This is a genomic window from Mycobacterium paraterrae (assembly GCF_022430545.2).
Taxonomy (GTDB): Bacteria; Actinomycetota; Actinomycetes; order Mycobacteriales; family Mycobacteriaceae; genus Mycobacterium; species Mycobacterium paraterrae.
In genome coordinates, this window is the sequence record NZ_CP092488.2 from 2342426 (window position 1) to 2357579 (window position 15154).

Consider the following 15154-nt stretch of genomic DNA (forward strand, 5'->3'; position numbering starts at 1 on the left):
TCATGGATTTCTCGCGCGTCGAGCTGTCGGCCGAAGACGAGGAGTTCCGGAATCGGCTGCGGAAGTTCTTGGCTGAGATCGTCACCGACGAGGTGATCCGCCGCGATCGTGAGACCGGGGAAAACTTCGACGAGGGCGTCCATCTCGCGTTGGGCGCCGAGGGTTATCTGGCCGCCGACTTCCACGACGAAGCCGACGGCGGCTTCGGTGCGCTGCGGCGACGCATCTGGGATCTGGAGATCGGGCGGGCCCACACGCCCTGGTTCCACTGGGGCACGACGGCCGTGGTGGCCAGGATGATGCGCGACTTCGGGCCGCCGGAGCTCACCGAGGAGGTGCTGCCCGGCGTGCTGTCCGGCGAGACCCGGTTGTGCCTGGGCTACACCGAACCCGAGGGTGGTTCGGACGTGGCGACCTGTAAGACCCGGGCGATCCGCGACGGCGACGGCTGGGTGATAAACGGCTCCAAGATGTTCACGTCCAACGCGCACAACGCGAAATACGTGTTTTTGCTGACCAACACCGACCCGGACGGCCCAAAACACAAGAACCTGACCATGTTTCTGGTTCCGCTGGACACCGCCGGCGTCGACATCCAACCGATCCGGACCGTCGACGGCGACCGCACCAACATCGTGTTCTACAGCGACGTGCGGGTCGACGACCGCTACCGAATCGGTCCGGTCAACGGCGGCTGGGGCGTGCTGCGGGGTGCGCTCGACGAGGAGCACGGCACCGCCGAAAAAGACGACGACGGCCTGCAGCGCATGGCGGTGATGAGCGAGCATCTGACGCTGATGGCCGAGGCGATCGACGAGATCGCGGCGCTGGTTTCGCGGGAGCGGCCCGACGGGCGCCGACTGATCGACGACGCGTCGGTGGCATATCGGTTGGGCCGCAGCGTCGCTCGCACCGAGGCGGCGCTGGGTACGCCGGGAATGTTCGGCCGGGTGGCCAACGCCCAGACGATGCGCGACGTCGCACCGGACCTGATGGACATCCTCGGCACGGCGTCAGCGCTGCCCGTCGAGACCGAGGGGGCCGCAGACAGAGCCGACAACGGCGGTGCCGAATACATCTTCCGGCTGGCCTCGCCCGTCGGTATCTACGGTGGCACCCTCGAGGTGTTCCGCAACATGATCGCCCAGCATGCGCTGGGACTCGGACGACCGAACTATTCGCCGCCGAGGGCGTGACCCGGCAACTCGGCGAAAACGGTCACCCGGCTCGCGTCGAAGCTGATGAATCCCTTGATCGGCTGGCTCTCCGCCGGCGGATCGAGATAACTCCACCCGACGTCTTCGACATCGGCGACGGACCAGTAGGTGGCCCACCCTTTGTAGTTGCAGTACGTCGACGTATTCGATTGCAGCAGAAGCTCGGTGCGCACAAGCGCGGGGTCGACGTAGAGCCGCGGCTCGACGGAGGTCTCGAACAGGATCGTCGTGGCGTCGGTGTCCACCAGCGTCTTGCCGTCCACCTCGACGCGCAGCCGACGGGTGGTGGGCCGGCAGTCGACGCGGTGGTAGGGATTGGGTGGGTAGTGCACCAGCGTGCGTCCCTCCTCGGTCCAGGAGTCGACGGCGTCCCATGGCACGTGCACGAATCCGGGAGCCTCCGCGACCGGCTCGCTGGGCAGGCCGGTCACCTCGTCGGCCGGAAACGCGTAGCGAAGCGGGTGATTTCGTCGATGCACCAACAACGCCCGCTCGGTGTCGATCACCGTGTCGCCGTCGCGGACCGCCTGGACGCGACGAGGGTGAGGCTCGACGAACACCAGGTCGTCGGGCAGTGTCGGAAAAAACCAGCCGCTGGGATCGGCCCCGAGCGGACCGCGTCCGGCTACCAGGCTCACACGGCCCTCCTCATGTCGATTCGATATTCGACGGTACTCGGCTGACGTGAATCGCCGGGGTGCCTATCGTGCTGTAGCGGAGTCGACGAGAGGACGGGCATCGATGGCCGGACCGATGGAAGGCATCACTGTCGTGGAACTCGGCGTCTGGGTGGCCGGGCCCGCGACCGGCGGCATCCTCGCCGACTGGGGCGCCGACGTCGTCAAGATCGAACCGCCCACCGGCGACCCGGCCCGGATGTTCGGCCGGATGCTCGGCCTCGACGTCGACGTCAGCCCGCCGTTCGAGATGGACAACCGGTCCAAGCGCAGCGTGGTCGTCGATCTCACGACCGACGACGGACGCCGCACCGCGCTCGAATTGACCTCCCGCGCAGACGTTTTCGTCACCAATGTGCGGCCCGGCGCGTTGCGGCGCCTGGGCCTGGACTACGAGTCGCTGGCCGCCGACCATCCACGGCTGGTGTACGGGCTGATCACCGGCTACGGCGAATCCGGCCCGGACGCCGACCGGGCCGCCTACGACGTCGCCGCGTTCTGGGCGCGCGGAGGGTTGGCGCACCTGCTCACCCGGCCCGGGCAGACGCCGCCGTTCCAGCGCGGCGGGATGGGCGATCACTCCGCCGGTATGACGCTGGCCGCCGCGGTCTGCGCGGCGCTGGTGTCGCGGGGCCGAACCGGAAACGGTCAGCTGGTCAGCACGTCGCTCTACCGCCAGGGCGCCTACACCGTCAGCTTCGACCTGAACACGTATCTGATGTCGGGCCAGCCGATCGCGATCGGTCAACGCGAGACGATGTTCAACCCGTGCATGAACAACTACGCCACCGCGGACCGGCGGCGGTTCTGGATCGTCGGGCTCGAGGTCGACCGGCACTGGCCGCCGCTGTGCCGTGCCGTCGACAGAACCGACTGGCTGGACGACCCGCGGTTCACCGATGCGCGATCCCGTGCCGTCAACGCCGTCGAGCTGATCGCCGAGTTGGACCAGATATTCGCCACCAAGACGCTCGACGAGTGGGCACAGATCTTCGCCGGTGAACCGGACTTCTTCTGGTCGCCCGTCAACACCATCGAGGACGTCATCGCCGACGAGCAGTTCCATGCCGCCGGTGGCATGGTCGACGTGCCCGATGGGCGAGCAGCCGTACCCATGGTCGCGACACCGGCCGACTTCCACGGCACGCCGTGGTCGCCGCGGTCCTGCGCGCCGAAACTCGGTCAGCACACCGACGAGGTCCTGGCCGAACTCGAGGCGCAACGAGGAGACTGACCGAGTCGGACTTTACAGATTCACCTAAAAGTGTCACGCTGGGTCGGCCGGGTCATCGACGACGCGTGAAGGGATGCGATGAACACCTCGGAGAATCGGCATCCGCACAGCCGCGACGGAGAGGTCGCGTATCGGCTCGACGTCGTCGGCTCCAGCGCCGCCGACGTGGTCACCTCGATCGGCGGCTGGCTCTACGATCGCGTGCGCGCCGGCTGGGACGTCCAGGTGCTGTTGGCGCAGCGATGTGATCATCGGCCGCTGCACATCCTCGGCATGCGGGCCGTCGAACTCGAGCCGCACATGCTGTCGGCCCGCAGCGACTGCGCGGCGCGCGGCCTGGCGGTCAGCGCCGACATGTTCGCCCGCAACGTGGCGATTCGACGGGAAGTGTTCGTCGCACTCGACCGCTGGATGACCGAAGTGACGCTGTGGCAAGACGATTGGCCGCTCAACGTCGGGCACCGGACCACCACAGTGCGGCACACGCTCACCGGAGCGGCGCGTGCCTTCAAGCGTCATGCGCTGGAAGCGGCCGGCATCGCCGGTGTGGTCGGCCCTACCGAGACGCTTCGTAGCGACATGAAAGCTTCTCTACCAGTCGATTCGGAACTGATCCCGGTTGGCTGATGCGTAAATACCACAGCCACACCCTGCTGTATCTGCACGAGACGATCGCGCTGGGATCGGGTTCGAGCGAGCAGGTCACCCAGGTCTTCACCGACACCTACCAGCCGATGATGCAGGAGTTGGGCGCGCGACTGTTCGCGCTGTGGGAGTGCACGCCCTACAACGGGCACTGGCCGCAGGTGACGGTCATCTGGGAGATCGATGCGTTCGCCGACTATGCGCGGATCGGCGCGGCCCAAGCACCCGGCGGTAGCCACCACGGCGCGGCGCAAGAGTGGGTGGCGTTCCTCTCCAGCATCGGCGCATCGGGCGAGGGTCGGATCATGTACCCAGGCCCGAGCAACAAGACGCTCGCCCAGCTCAACGACGCGAATTTCGATGCAGGACTGGTGATTCAGGAGATCATGCAGACCAAGCCCGGCCGCCAGGACGACTACATCCGAGAATTGGAGCGGCTCTACGTGCCCTGGTCGGAGAGCACCGGCAAGCACTGGCTGGGATCGTTTACCACCACCTTCCGCTTCAACGAGGTGATCCACTACTGGGCGCTCGAAGGCGGCTGGGAATGCTTCGCCAACCACTACCCGTCCTGGAAGGACAGCCCGCCGGCCGAGATCGTCACCTGGATGAGCGTGGCTCCGGCGCTGCGCGACGGCTGGGAAGACTCGATCCTGCAGGCGCTGCCACCTTCACCGCTGCAATGACCGAATTTTCCTATGACCCGTTCGACCCGGCGGTAATGGCCGACCCGCTGCCGTACTACCGGGTTCTGCGTGACGAGCACCCGGTGTACTACCTGCCGAAGTGGGACACGTTCGCATTGTCACGGTTCGACGACATCTGGGATGTGCTGGCACTCAACGACGGAACATTCGTCGCGTCAGAGGGAACGTTGCCGCCCGCCACCGTGCTCGCCCGCCACAACGACGGACCGGTCGCCGACCCGCCGTTGCACCCCTTGCCGTTTCACGCGGTGTTCGACGCGCCGATTTACGACGGTGTGCGCCAGTCGCACAGCAGATCCTTCCGTCCGCGGGCGGCCGCACAACTTGAAGCCAGGATCCGCGAATTGGCCAACGAGCGGCTCGACGAGCTGCTGCCGCGCGGCACCTTCGACCTCACCCAGGACTACGGTGGGGTGGTAGCGGCCGCAATGGTGTGCGAATTCCTCGGTATACCAGTTGAATTGGCGACCGAGGTGCTCGAAACCGTCAACGCGGGCAGCTTGCCGCAAGAGAGCAAAGGTGTTGATACGGCGCAGGCGAGGCCCGGCTACCTCGACTACCTGCTCCCGTCGGTGCGCCGCCGTCGGGCGAACCCCGATGATGGCGCGCTGCCGGTGGTGGACGGGTTGCTGGGCTACCGCCTGCCTGACGACAGCGCGCTCGATGACATCGAAGTCGCCACCCAGATGCTCTGTGTGTTCATCGGTGGCACCGAGACAGTACCGAAGATCGTGGCCCAAGGGCTGTGGGAATTACTGCGTCACCCAGACCAACTCGCCGCGGTCAAGGCCGACCCGCACGCCAACGTTCCCGTCGCGAGAGAGGAGATGATCCGGTACTGCGCGCCCGCGCAGTGGTTCGCCCGAACAGCCCGCAAGCCGTTCGCGATACGCGACACCACCATCGAGCCGGGGCAGCGGATCATCACGCTGCTCGCCTCGGCGAACCGGGACGAACGTGAATACGAAGATCCCGACTCGTTCGTCTGGAATCGCCGCATCAAGCGGGCGCTGGCCTTCGGTCGCGGACAGCACTTCTGTCTGGGTTTCCACGTGGCCCGACTGGAAATCGCGGTGATGATCGAAGAATGGCTGCGTCGGGTGCCAGACTTCCGCATCATCGAAGAGTCGGCGCACCGACCACCGTCGAGCTTTCAATGGGGTTGGAGCCGGCTGCCGGTGGAGGTGTGAGATGTGGTCGTACCGGATCGTCGCGCCCTATCAATTCGAGCGGACCTCGATTCCCGAGAAGACCGCCGACTGTCTCACCGACGGCCAAGTGCTACTGCAGTTCCTGGCGGCCGGCGTCTGCGGCAGTGACATGCCCGCCTTTCGCGGTGTCCGCGGCCTGCTGCCGGGTGACCACGGCCGCAGCGGCGCCGAAAAAGACGGCTTTCCCGTCCACGAGATCGCCGGTGAAGTGATCGCCAGCCGGCACCGCTCGCACCAGGCCGGCGACCGGGTCGTGGGTTGGGCATCCGGGTTCGACGGCCTGATGGAGCGCGTCGTCACCGACGGCGACCAAGTGGTGTCCTACGACCCGACGCTGAGCCCCGGGCAGGCGATCGGGCTGCAACCGCTGGCCTGCGTGCTGTACGCCATCGAGCAACTGCCCGACCTCGCCGGGAGCCACGTCGGCGTGATCGGGCAGGGCTCGATCGGGTTGCTGTTCTCGTGTGCGGCCAAAGCGGCTGGCGCAAAGTGGGTTACGGGCGTCGACCCTGTCGACCGAGCCGCCATCGCCACTCAGTTCGGCACCGACACCTACGTGCGGGCCACCAGCGACCGGTGGGTCAGCCACCTCCAACCCGCCGACCGGCCGGATGTCGTGATCGAGACTGTCGGTCACCAGGTGGCCACCCTCAACCATGCCATCGAGGCCACTGCGCCCGGCGGCACAGTGTTCTACTTCGGGGTCCCCGACGACGACAGCTACCCCATCAGCATGCGCACCATGCTGCGTCGCAACCTGACGCTGAAATCCGGTGTCGCGCTGGACCGGCCGCGAATGCTGGAACTGGCAAACAAGTTCGCCGCCGAGCATCCCGGCCTGCTGGCGAAATATCTCACCCACACCTTCGGGGTCGACGACGTTCAAGGTGCTTTCGAGTTGGCGAGCCGTCCCGTATCCGACCGCGGCAAGATCGCGATCGTGGCCTCATGAACGCCTTCGCCAAGGCACTCGCGGCGGGCGGTCCCGTGTGGGGCGGCTGGATCACCGGGCCGACCGCAATCGGGCCGGAGGAATTCGCCCGCTCCGGTTACGACTACGTCGGCTTCGACGCCCAGCACGGCTACCTCGACGATGCCGACATCGCGACCATGCTGCGCCGCCTCGAGCACATCCCGATCGCCACCGCGGTCCGACTGCCCAAAGCCGAGGCGGCGCCTATCGGGCGGGTGCTCGATGCCGGGGCCGACGCCATCATCGTCGCGATGATCGAGTCGGCTGATCAGGCCGCCGCGGCGGTAGCGGCCACGCGCTATCCGCCCACCGGCTCGCGCAGCTTCGGTCCGCTACGGGCCGCACTCGGGACCGACACCGCCGCGCTCGAAGCCCGGGTCAGCGTGTTCGCGATGGTCGAAACCACCGCAGCCCTGGCCGATGTCGAGGCGATCTGCGCTGTGCCGGGACTGACCGGCATCTACGTCGGACCCGCGGACCTCGCGATCTCGATGGGTGTCGAGGTGGCCAAGGCCACCGCTAACCCGGACGTGCTCGCGGCGATCAGCCGTATCCACGACGCGGCCTCCGCCGCCGGTCTGGTGCCCGCCGTCCACGCCGGCAACGGGAAGGTCGGCTACGCCATGGCGCAATTGGGATTTCAGATGATCACCCTGGCCGCGGAATCGCAGGCGCTGCGGCGCGGTGCCGCCGCGGATCTCGACGAAGCGAAGGGCGGGCAATGACCGGACGCGTTGCGCTGGTCACCGGAGCCGCGCGCGGGCAGGGCTGGGCCATCGCCCAACGGCTGCGCGCCGACGGCGTTTCGGTGGCCGCTTGCGACATCACTCCCGTCGACACATCGGGTGACGACGGGCTGATCGGCATTCCGCTCGACGTCACCTCGGAGTCGGCCTGGCGGGAAGCCGTCGCCGCGACCGTCGACCGCTTCGGGTCGCTGACCACCCTGATCAACAACGCCGGCATCCTGCACCGGGCCTCGATCGCCGAAGAGTCGGCCGAGGGCTTCGAAAAATCTTGGCGAGTCAACTGTTTGGGCGCATTCCTGGGCATCCAGGCGGCGCTCGAGCAGCTGCGTTCCGCCGAGCACGCCGCGATCGTCAACACCTGCAGCACCGGGGCGATTCGACCCTTTCCCAACCACATCGCCTACGGCTCGGCGAAGTGGGCGTTGCGCGGCCTGACCAAGGCCGCCGCGGGTGAGCTCGCCACCGCAGGTATCCGCGTCAACGCCGTCTTCCCCGGGCCCATCGCGACGCCGATGCTCGACGACGACACCCAGGCGCGACTAGCCAGCTCGGCGGCCTTCGGCCGGATCGGTGAGCCGTCCGAGGTGGCAGATGCGGTCGCCTTCCTGGTATCGGACCAGGCATCGTTCATCACCGGTTCAGAGCTCGTCATCGACGGCGGCCAATGCCTCAAAATCTCATGAGGGTCGGTATCATCGGCGCCGGGCCCGGCGGTATCGCGCTCGGAATCTTGTTGCGCAGAGCTGGTTTTCGTGACTTCACTATCTTCGACCGCGAAGACGGGGTCGGCGGAACTTGGCGGATCAACACCTACCCCGGCCTGGCGTGCGACGTGAAGTCACACCTGTATTCATACTCCTTCGACCTGAACCCGCACTGGTCGCGCCTGTGGTCGGGCCAACAGGAGATCCTGCGTTACTTCGAACGTTGCGTGGCCGACCAGGGACTCCAGCCGCATCTGCGGCTCGGCACCGAAATCCGTTCCGCGAATTGGGATCAGCAGTCGCGCCAGTGGCGGCTCACCACGGCGACGGGGGAGCGGCAGGAGTTCGACGTGGTGGTCTCCGCGGTCGGGCTGTTCACTCAACCGGTGATGCCGAACCTCGTCGAGCAAGAGCCGTTCACCGGGACGGTGATGCACTCGTCGCGGTGGGATCACTCGGTCTCCTTGGCCGGCAAGCGGGTCGCCGTTCTCGGCACCGGCTCCACGGCCGCACAGGTGGTGCCCGAATTGGTGAAGGTCGCCGAGAGGGTCTATTCGGTGCAGCGCTCGCCCACGTGGATCCTGCCGAAGCCCGACCGACCCTACAGCGCTAAGGAGCATTGGGTTTTCGAGCATGTGCCGTTCGCGAAGAAGATCTACCGCACCCGGTTGTGGCTGCGCAGCGAGGCCAACATCTCTGTGATCGAACACGGGAGCGAGAAGACCCACGACTTCACCGCGATCGCCCATCGACTACTGGAGACCTCGGTATCCGATGAGGAGTTACGACGTGCGCTCACGCCGACTCACCCGATGGGCTGCAAGCGGCTGGTGTTCTCGTCGGACTACCTCGCCGCGCTGACGCGGCCCAACGTCGAGGTGCTGAGCAGCCCTGCGCAATTCCTGCGGCGTCAATCACTGGTGCTTGAAGACGGTACCGAGCGTGACGTCGACGTGGTGGTCTGCGCTACCGGCTACGCGGCAGCCGACTACCTCGGCGAGATCGACGTCATCGGCGAGGACGGGGTCGCGTTGCGTGACGTGTGGCGTGACGGCGCGTACGCCTATCTGGGGATGGCCGTGCCCGGGTTCCCAAACTTCTTCATGCTGTACGGCCCCAACACCAATGTCGGTTCCAACAGCGTGATCTTCGTACTCGAGGCACAGGCCCGCTACATCGTGCGCGCGCTGCGTCACCTGCGACGCAAACGCATAAGCTATGTCGCGGTGCGGCCCGAGGCAATGGAACGCTTCGTGGCCAAGATCGACGAGTGGATGCAGGGCACCGTGTGGACGACCCAGTGCAGCAACTACTTCCGCGCCGCCAACGGCCGGGTGGTGACGCAGTGGCCGCGCAGCGCCCGTACATTCTGGGGAATGACCCGGAGATTCAAGAAGGCCGACTTCATCTTCGAGCCGGCGTGACGGAGCCGCGCCTCGAGCCGGCGCTTCGCGCGGTGGCGACCACCCGCACCGACTTGTCGAATCTCGGGCCGGTCCGTGCCGGGCTGGACGAACGCCGCCGCGCCGCGGTCGATGCCGTCGACGCGATCGGCGTATCGATCATCGACGCCTCCGCATCCGGCGTCGACGTGCGGATCTATCGCGGTGCGCCGGCACCCGCACCAGCCGTGATCTATTGCCATGCAGGCGCATTCGTACTCGGAAATCTCGACACCGACCATCGGCAGTGCGTGGAGATGGCGCGGCGCGGACACTGCACGGTGGTCTCGGTGGATTACCGGCTGGCACCTGAGCATCCGTACCCCGCCGCCCTCGACGATGCGATCACGGTGCTGGATTGGGTGTTCGCCAACGCCGACGAATTGGGTCTCGACACGTCGCGCGTCGCGGTGGCCGGCAGCAGCGCCGGTGGCGCGCTGGCCGCGGGCCTGGCGCAGCGGTTCGCCGACAAGTTGGTGTTTCAGATGTTGCATCAACCGGTGCTCGACGATCGGGACACCGGGTCGAAGGTCGAGTTCACCGAGACGCCCGCGTTCGACGGGCCCGCAGCCGAGAAGATGTGGCGGTACTATCTCGGGTCCGTTGCGGCGTCGGCGGATTCGGTGCCAGCTCGATGTGACCGATTGAGCGGCCTGCCAAGCGCATTCATCACCTGCTCGGACATCGATCCGCTGCGCGACGAGGCGCTCGACTACGCGTTGCGGTTGCTGCACGACCGGGTGTCCACCGAGTTGCACGTGTTCGCCGGCACCTGTCATGGCTTCGACTCGGTGCTGCCCGACTGGGAGGTGTCCGAGCACCTGTTCGCATTGCAGGGGCGCGCGCTGCGGCGGGCTTTCCACGGCGCATAGCGGAGTCAACTGCGAACGGGCGGCGGCGCCGCGGCCAACAGATGTGCCGCGACGCCGCCGACCGGTTCACGGGTTCGAAATCGTCGCGATCGAGCCGTCCAGCTTCGTCAGGGAAACAGTGAACTGCTCGTTGTAGGTACGCGCGCGCTCCCGCAGATAGCTCAGAGCGACCGCTTCACCGAGCTCGATCGAGGTTTCGGTGTCGCTGCGCCAATGGATCCCGGCGTGTACGCCGTGACCGAAACTGACGTTGTTGGCGAGCTTGTTGAGTTCGCCGTTGACCGTCAGGGGCGCCTCACCGGCAGGTGCCATGTATGGAGTCGTGGACGTGCCGTCGGGCGACGAGACCACCGGGTTGGTGATGACGAAGTTGCCGTCGAAGAAAAACTTCAGCACGGTGATGCAGGCACCCGCGACGGTGCCGTGTCCGGTCGGGTAGGCCGGGTGCGCCGGTGAACCTTCGGGGAAGGCCTGCGCGAGGAAGTAGCTGTTGTTGGCCGCGAAGCTGCTGGCTACCGCCTGCGAGTTGAGTGCGGTATCACTGACGTGGCCTTGGATCGAGCCGCCCTGCCCGGTCTTGAGCAGGTGCACGATGGCCCCGCCGGACTCCGGCCGGTGCCGCAGGTGGACCCACCACTTCTGATACCACACCGCCTTGAGCGCCTCGTCTGCGACGGCGGCCAGGGTGGCCGCGATATCGGGTTGGCCCAGGCTGGCAAAACCATTCTGGGTCTTGGCGGCGGGATGTCCTGTGGCGTAAGGGTTTCCGGGGTTCAGCGGTACCGGATTGCCGGCGTTGATGGTGTTGAGCACCAGATACGCGATGAAATATGCCTGATAGAGCACGTCGGCGTGGGTGTAGGCGGCGAGCCCTCGCCCGTCGTGCAGATATCGCAGCGGAGCCAGCTGGTTGAGCTTCTTGCCGGTGGGCTGACCGTTTTGCACCTTCAGATACTCGGAGTCGTTGAGCATGAAGTCGACTCCGGCCTTGTTGGTGTGGTAGCGCTGCGTGATCGGCAGTGAGCCCAGCGTGGTGGGTTGCACCATGAACTGCGACAGGTACGGCCCGGTGGTGTCGCCGGCGAAGCGGCCGCGAAACAGAAGCTCGGGTGTGACGGCGCCGCCGGTGTCACGCGGCCCCGCATAGCTCGGCAGAGTCGTCAACTCGGCCGCGGCCTTGACCGCGGTAGCGTTTGTCCGATAGTCGGTGAAGGCAACGTCGCGCAGCAACGACGCCCAGTACATCTCGACGAGTTCTGTCGCGTAGGCCTCGCTGGCCAGGGCCGGTGCCGGTGGCACCGAGAAGTGGCCGGAGTCTGCCGAGTCGAGGGAGAACGCCAACCCACCCTGCGGGCCGTTGAGTGTGCGTGGTCCACCAAGCACGATGTTGGCGAAATCGGCCGGGTCGCCGCTGGCCAACGCGTGTTTGAAGGACTCGTAGGCGGCGAGGTCGACCAGGCCGATTCCTTGCTGCAGTACACCTTTGGTGTAGGTCCCGGACTTGTCGGCGTATCGCGCCTCGTCGCCGTTGTCTATCTGTTGCGGGCTGCCGCCCAGAAAATCCGCGTTGGCCAGCTCTGTGCGAAGCGCCAACGCTCGCGCGCCGCGGTGCGCAGTGGCCGGTCTGAGTTGGTGATTCAAGGAGTCAGCCGTTGCGGCAAATTGCTCGGCTGGAGTATCGGTGACGGTCATGACGAGATCCCTTCCCTATATGCGCGCCGGCGGCTTGTCAGCGCAAAATCCGAGATCGACGCTAAGCGGCTGCAATAAGGCGTGAAAGGATGCTCACATTCCAATTGCGGGTGGTGCTAACACCACTCGCGAGGCCGGACGAACAATCGGCCTCGGCATCAAGTGTGAACTGCGCGTCGCGACATGGCCGTTACGGCGTCGTCAGATCCACACTGGGCGGGTCACAAGCTGATCAACTGCCGCACGGCGACCCCGTCGGCCAGGTTGTCCATCGCGGTATTGATGTCGTCGAGGCCGATGCGCGACGACACCAGCGACTCGACCGGTAACCGCCCCGACCTCCACAGCTCGACGAACCGCGGAATGTCGCGATCCGGCACCGCCGAGCCGAGGTAGCTGCCGATCAGTGACCGTCCTTCGGCGACGAACCCCAACGGCGACACACTGATTCGCGCATCTGGCCGCGGCAGGCCGACGGTGATGGTCCGTCCGCCGGCGCCGGTCAGCGCGATGGCCGTCTCCAGCGCCGCCGGGTGACCGGCCGCCTCGACAACCACGTCTGCTTTCAGCCCGGCGTCGATGGCCTGCTGTGGCGTGTGCACCGCGTGTGCTCCGAGAGTGGTGGCGCCGGTGAGCTTTTCGGGTAGCTGGTCGACACCGATCACCGCGACGCCAGCGTACGACAGTGCGGTCATCATCGCGGCCATCCCCACTCCGCCGAGACCGACCACTGCCACGGTCTGGCCCGGTTGCGGCTTGCCGACGTTGAGCACCGCGCCGCCGCCGGTCAGCATCGCGCAACCCAGCAGGGCGGCGACCGGGGGAGGGACGTCGTCGGGCACCGGAACGACACTCGCGCGGTTGACCACGGCATGCGTCGCGAAACCGGACACCCCTAGGTGGTGAAAAACGTGCTCGCCATTGCGGGTCAGCCGCATCCCGCCGCCGAGCAGGGTGCCGGCATTGTTGGCCGCGCTGCCCGGCTGGCACGGCGTCAGGCCGTCGGTCACACACGCCGCGCAGTGCCCGCACCGCGGCAGGAAGGTCATCACCACGCGCTGCCCGACCGCCACGTCGTTGACGCCGTCGCCCGCTTTCTCGATGATCCCGGCAGCCTCGTGCCCCAGCAGCATCGGCGTCGGCCGCACCCGGTTGCCGTCCACCACCGACAGATCGGAATGGCAGACGCCCGCGGCCTCGATGCGCACCAGCAACTCGTCGGCACCGGGCGAAGCCAAAGTGATGTCGGCGATGGCCAGCGGCCGGGAATCGGCGTACGGCCGAGGCGATCCAATCCGCTCCAGCACGGCACCCCGGATCTCGACCATGGTCGAATACAACCATGAGTTCGGTACCGCCTGCACCCGACGGTCTCACCAGTCGCGACTTTCCCGTGCACTGGCCGGTATTGACCCGGTGGGCCGACAACGACATGTTCGGCCACCTGAACAACGCTGTGTACTACCAACTTTTCGACACCGCGATCAACGGCTGGATCGCCGCGGGCGTGACGATCGACCCGGTGACCACGCCGGCGCAGGGGATCGTCGCCGAATCGGGGTGCCGCTACTTCTCCGAATTGCACTTCCCCGAGCGACTCGTGGTCGGGGTCGCCGTCACGCGGCTGGGCAACAGCAGCGTCACCTACCGGCTGGGTGTCTTTCGTGCCGCACAAGACTCCGAGCCGCAGCCCGTCGCAGCGGTCGGGCACTGGGTGCATGTCTACGTCGACAAGTCGACCCGCCGGCCGACGCCCATTCCCGACGAGATCCGAGAGTTGTTGTCCACTGCGTGCGTCTAACTGGGGAATTCAGCGGCCACGGTTCTCGGTAAGCTCGGCGAATGCCTTTTGTCAGCAAGACCGTTGAGGTTGCCGCCAACGCCGACTCGATCCTGGCGATCGTCGCCGACTTCGAGCGCTACCCGGAATGGAACGACGGAGTCCAGGGGCTGTGGGTGCTGGCCCGCTACGACGACGGGCGCCCCAGCCAGCTGCGTCTCGACGCGAAATACGAAGCGCTCGAAGACAGTCTGATCCAGGCGGTCTACTACCCGAGCCCGACACAAATCCAGACCGTGCTGCAGCAGGGCAACCTCTTCAAGAAGCAGGAGCAGTTGTTCAGTGTGGTCGACACTGGATCGTCGTCGCTGCTGACCGTCGACCTGGACGTCGAGCCGTCGATGCCGATCCCGGCGCCGATGGTCAAGCAGTTGGCCGGCAACGTCATCGACTACCTGGCCGAGAACCTCAAGAAGCGCGCCGAGGACCTCGCGTCCTCATGATTTTCCGGCTCCTCCCCGGGCCGAAGCGGCCCGAATCGTCGCCGGTGGTCTAATCCCAGATACCGGTGCTCGCCAATCGCTCGGTGAGCCGCCGCGCCCCGTCGTTGAATCCCCAGGCGGTGTGCTCGACGACCGCCGCGGTGTCGCGCCGTCGCAACGCCGCGATCACCTCGCGGTGATTACGCACCGCGGCGGCGCCCCATTCCGGGTCCGTCGCGTAGACCATCAGCGGCATGTAGCGAGCGACGTGAAGCAGAAACCAGGCCAACTTGATTCGCCCGGTCGAGCGGTTGAACGTGCGGTGGAAGGCGAACTCCGTCGTCGCGATTGCTTCGACGTCGCCGGCGGCGACGACTGTGGCGAGCACGTCGGTCAGGTGTTCGAGGTCGTCGATCTCGGCGTCGGTGATGCGCTCGGCGGCCGACGTGGCAAGCTCTCGTGCGATGGTCGCCTGCACCCAAAAGATGTCGTCGACGTCCTGGCGACTCATCGGCAAGACCACATGCCCGCGGTGCGGCTCGAGTTGCACCATGCCCTCGCCGCGCAACTTCAGCAGGGCCTCGCGCACCGGGGTGGCGCTCACGCCCAGCTTGGCTGCGGTCTCGTCCAATCTGATGAAGGTTCCCGGCTTGAGTACGCCCGACATGATCGCCGCGCGAAGATGGCCGGCGACCTCATCGGACAACTGCGCCCGCCGCAGCGGAAGCCGCTTGCCGGAGAGCGCACTGGCCGAACTCATCGGGCTTGT

The 15154-nt window shown here is 66.5% G+C and carries 16 protein-coding genes; 12 read left to right on the top strand and 4 right to left on the bottom strand.

Annotated features, from left to right (window positions below; translation table 11 throughout):
• Window positions 1-2: 2 nt before the first annotated feature.
• Entirely contained in the window at window positions 3-1196 is a 1194-nt protein-coding gene (locus MKK62_RS11225) for an acyl-CoA dehydrogenase family protein (RefSeq protein ID WP_240261006.1), read from the top strand.
• On the opposite strand, the gene MKK62_RS11230 is transcribed toward MKK62_RS11225, so the two are convergent.
• On the bottom strand, window positions 1175-1855 hold the full coding sequence (locus tag MKK62_RS11230) for a DUF427 domain-containing protein (RefSeq protein WP_240261005.1): 681 nt from the start codon (window positions 1853-1855) through the stop codon (window positions 1175-1177). The two genes, MKK62_RS11225 and MKK62_RS11230, sit on opposite strands and share 22 nt — an antisense overlap.
• A 103-nt stretch (window positions 1856-1958) precedes the next feature.
• Between MKK62_RS11230 and MKK62_RS11235 the strand changes: the two genes are divergently transcribed.
• The 9 genes from MKK62_RS11235 (at window position 1959) to MKK62_RS11275 (ending at window position 10431) form a co-directional block, all read left to right on the top strand.
• Window positions 1959-3128, top strand: a complete 1170-nt coding sequence (locus MKK62_RS11235) for a CaiB/BaiF CoA transferase family protein (protein ID WP_240261004.1) — start codon at window positions 1959-1961, stop codon at window positions 3126-3128.
• 78 nt (window positions 3129-3206) lie between these two features.
• Window positions 3207-3755 carry a hypothetical protein gene (locus MKK62_RS11240; RefSeq protein ID WP_240261003.1) on the top strand — a complete coding sequence of 183 codons (549 nt, stop codon included), beginning with the start codon at window positions 3207-3209 and terminating at the stop codon, window positions 3753-3755.
• Window positions 3755-4459, top strand: a complete 705-nt coding sequence (locus tag MKK62_RS11245; RefSeq protein WP_240261002.1) for an NIPSNAP family protein — start codon at window positions 3755-3757, stop codon at window positions 4457-4459. Before MKK62_RS11240 ends, MKK62_RS11245 begins: the two co-directional genes overlap by 1 nt.
• Complete coding sequence (locus MKK62_RS11250; protein WP_240261001.1) at window positions 4456-5670, top strand: cytochrome P450; 1215 nt, start codon at window positions 4456-4458, stop codon at window positions 5668-5670. Before MKK62_RS11245 ends, MKK62_RS11250 begins: the two co-directional genes overlap by 4 nt.
• Before the next feature lies 1 nt (window position 5671).
• On the top strand, window positions 5672-6643 hold the full coding sequence (locus MKK62_RS11255; protein ID WP_240261000.1) for a zinc-binding dehydrogenase: 972 nt from the start codon (window positions 5672-5674) through the stop codon (window positions 6641-6643).
• Window positions 6640-7389: an HpcH/HpaI aldolase family protein gene (locus MKK62_RS11260; RefSeq protein ID WP_240260999.1), complete on the top strand. Its 750-nt coding sequence runs from the start codon at window positions 6640-6642 to the stop codon at window positions 7387-7389. Before MKK62_RS11255 ends, MKK62_RS11260 begins: the two co-directional genes overlap by 4 nt.
• Window positions 7386-8096, top strand: coding sequence for an SDR family NAD(P)-dependent oxidoreductase (locus MKK62_RS11265; RefSeq protein ID WP_240260998.1), 711 nt, complete (start codon window positions 7386-7388; stop codon window positions 8094-8096). The genes MKK62_RS11260 and MKK62_RS11265 overlap by 4 nt, the downstream gene beginning before the upstream one ends.
• Window positions 8093-9541, top strand: coding sequence for a flavin-containing monooxygenase (locus MKK62_RS11270; RefSeq protein WP_240260997.1), 1449 nt, complete (start codon window positions 8093-8095; stop codon window positions 9539-9541). The genes MKK62_RS11265 and MKK62_RS11270 overlap by 4 nt, the downstream gene beginning before the upstream one ends.
• Window positions 9538-10431 (top strand): alpha/beta hydrolase, encoded by an 894-nt coding sequence (locus MKK62_RS11275; RefSeq protein ID WP_240260996.1) that lies wholly within the window; start codon window positions 9538-9540, stop codon window positions 10429-10431. Before MKK62_RS11270 ends, MKK62_RS11275 begins: the two co-directional genes overlap by 4 nt.
• A 66-nt stretch (window positions 10432-10497) precedes the next feature.
• On the opposite strand, the gene MKK62_RS11280 is transcribed toward MKK62_RS11275, so the two are convergent.
• Both MKK62_RS11280 and MKK62_RS11285 read right to left on the bottom strand, forming a co-directional pair.
• A complete protein-coding gene (locus MKK62_RS11280) occupies window positions 10498-12123 on the bottom strand; it encodes a vanadium-dependent haloperoxidase (RefSeq protein WP_240260995.1) in 1626 nt (541 codons plus the stop codon).
• 221 nt (window positions 12124-12344) lie between these two features.
• Window positions 12345-13451: an alcohol dehydrogenase catalytic domain-containing protein gene (locus MKK62_RS11285; RefSeq protein WP_240260994.1), complete on the bottom strand. Its 1107-nt coding sequence runs from the start codon at window positions 13449-13451 to the stop codon at window positions 12345-12347.
• Window positions 13452-13465: 14 nt separating this feature from the next.
• Here MKK62_RS11285 and MKK62_RS11290 point away from each other — a divergent pair, with 14 nt between their 5' ends.
• Complete coding sequence (locus MKK62_RS11290; protein ID WP_240260993.1) at window positions 13466-13924, top strand: acyl-CoA thioesterase; 459 nt, start codon at window positions 13466-13468, stop codon at window positions 13922-13924.
• A gap of 41 nt (window positions 13925-13965) precedes the next feature.
• Window positions 13966-14406, top strand: a complete 441-nt coding sequence (locus MKK62_RS11295) for an SRPBCC family protein (protein WP_240260992.1) — start codon at window positions 13966-13968, stop codon at window positions 14404-14406.
• 49 nt (window positions 14407-14455) lie between these two features.
• Here MKK62_RS11295 and MKK62_RS11300 read toward each other — a convergent pair whose 3' ends face one another.
• Window positions 14456-15145 (bottom strand): GntR family transcriptional regulator, encoded by a 690-nt coding sequence (locus tag MKK62_RS11300; protein WP_240260991.1) that lies wholly within the window; start codon window positions 15143-15145, stop codon window positions 14456-14458.
• Between the last annotated feature and the right edge of the window lie 9 nt (window positions 15146-15154).

What these genes read in the sequence shown, in the direction of transcription:
- MKK62_RS11285 (WP_240260994.1), bottom strand. Translation starts at nt 13,451, where the DNA reads ATGGTCGAGATCCGGGGTGCCGTGCTGGAGCGGATTGGATCGCCTCGG.
- MKK62_RS11240 (WP_240261003.1), top strand. Translation starts at nt 3,207, where the DNA reads ATGAACACCTCGGAGAATCGGCATCCGCACAGCCGCGACGGAGAGGTC.
- MKK62_RS11300 (WP_240260991.1), bottom strand. Translation starts at nt 15,145, where the DNA reads ATGAGTTCGGCCAGTGCGCTCTCCGGCAAGCGGCTTCCGCTGCGGCGG.
- MKK62_RS11265 (WP_240260998.1), top strand. Translation starts at nt 7,386, where the DNA reads ATGACCGGACGCGTTGCGCTGGTCACCGGAGCCGCGCGCGGGCAGGGC.
- MKK62_RS11295 (WP_240260992.1), top strand. Translation starts at nt 13,966, where the DNA reads ATGCCTTTTGTCAGCAAGACCGTTGAGGTTGCCGCCAACGCCGACTCG.
- MKK62_RS11270 (WP_240260997.1), top strand. Translation starts at nt 8,093, where the DNA reads ATGAGGGTCGGTATCATCGGCGCCGGGCCCGGCGGTATCGCGCTCGGA.
- MKK62_RS11245 (WP_240261002.1), top strand. Translation starts at nt 3,755, where the DNA reads ATGCGTAAATACCACAGCCACACCCTGCTGTATCTGCACGAGACGATC.
- MKK62_RS11250 (WP_240261001.1), top strand. Translation starts at nt 4,456, where the DNA reads ATGACCGAATTTTCCTATGACCCGTTCGACCCGGCGGTAATGGCCGAC.
- MKK62_RS11260 (WP_240260999.1), top strand. Translation starts at nt 6,640, where the DNA reads ATGAACGCCTTCGCCAAGGCACTCGCGGCGGGCGGTCCCGTGTGGGGC.
- MKK62_RS11255 (WP_240261000.1), top strand. Translation starts at nt 5,672, where the DNA reads ATGTGGTCGTACCGGATCGTCGCGCCCTATCAATTCGAGCGGACCTCG.
- MKK62_RS11280 (WP_240260995.1), bottom strand. Translation starts at nt 12,123, where the DNA reads ATGACCGTCACCGATACTCCAGCCGAGCAATTTGCCGCAACGGCTGAC.
- MKK62_RS11235 (WP_240261004.1), top strand. Translation starts at nt 1,959, where the DNA reads ATGGCCGGACCGATGGAAGGCATCACTGTCGTGGAACTCGGCGTCTGG.
- MKK62_RS11290 (WP_240260993.1), top strand. Translation starts at nt 13,466, where the DNA reads ATGAGTTCGGTACCGCCTGCACCCGACGGTCTCACCAGTCGCGACTTT.
- MKK62_RS11225 (WP_240261006.1), top strand. Translation starts at nt 3, where the DNA reads ATGGATTTCTCGCGCGTCGAGCTGTCGGCCGAAGACGAGGAGTTCCGG.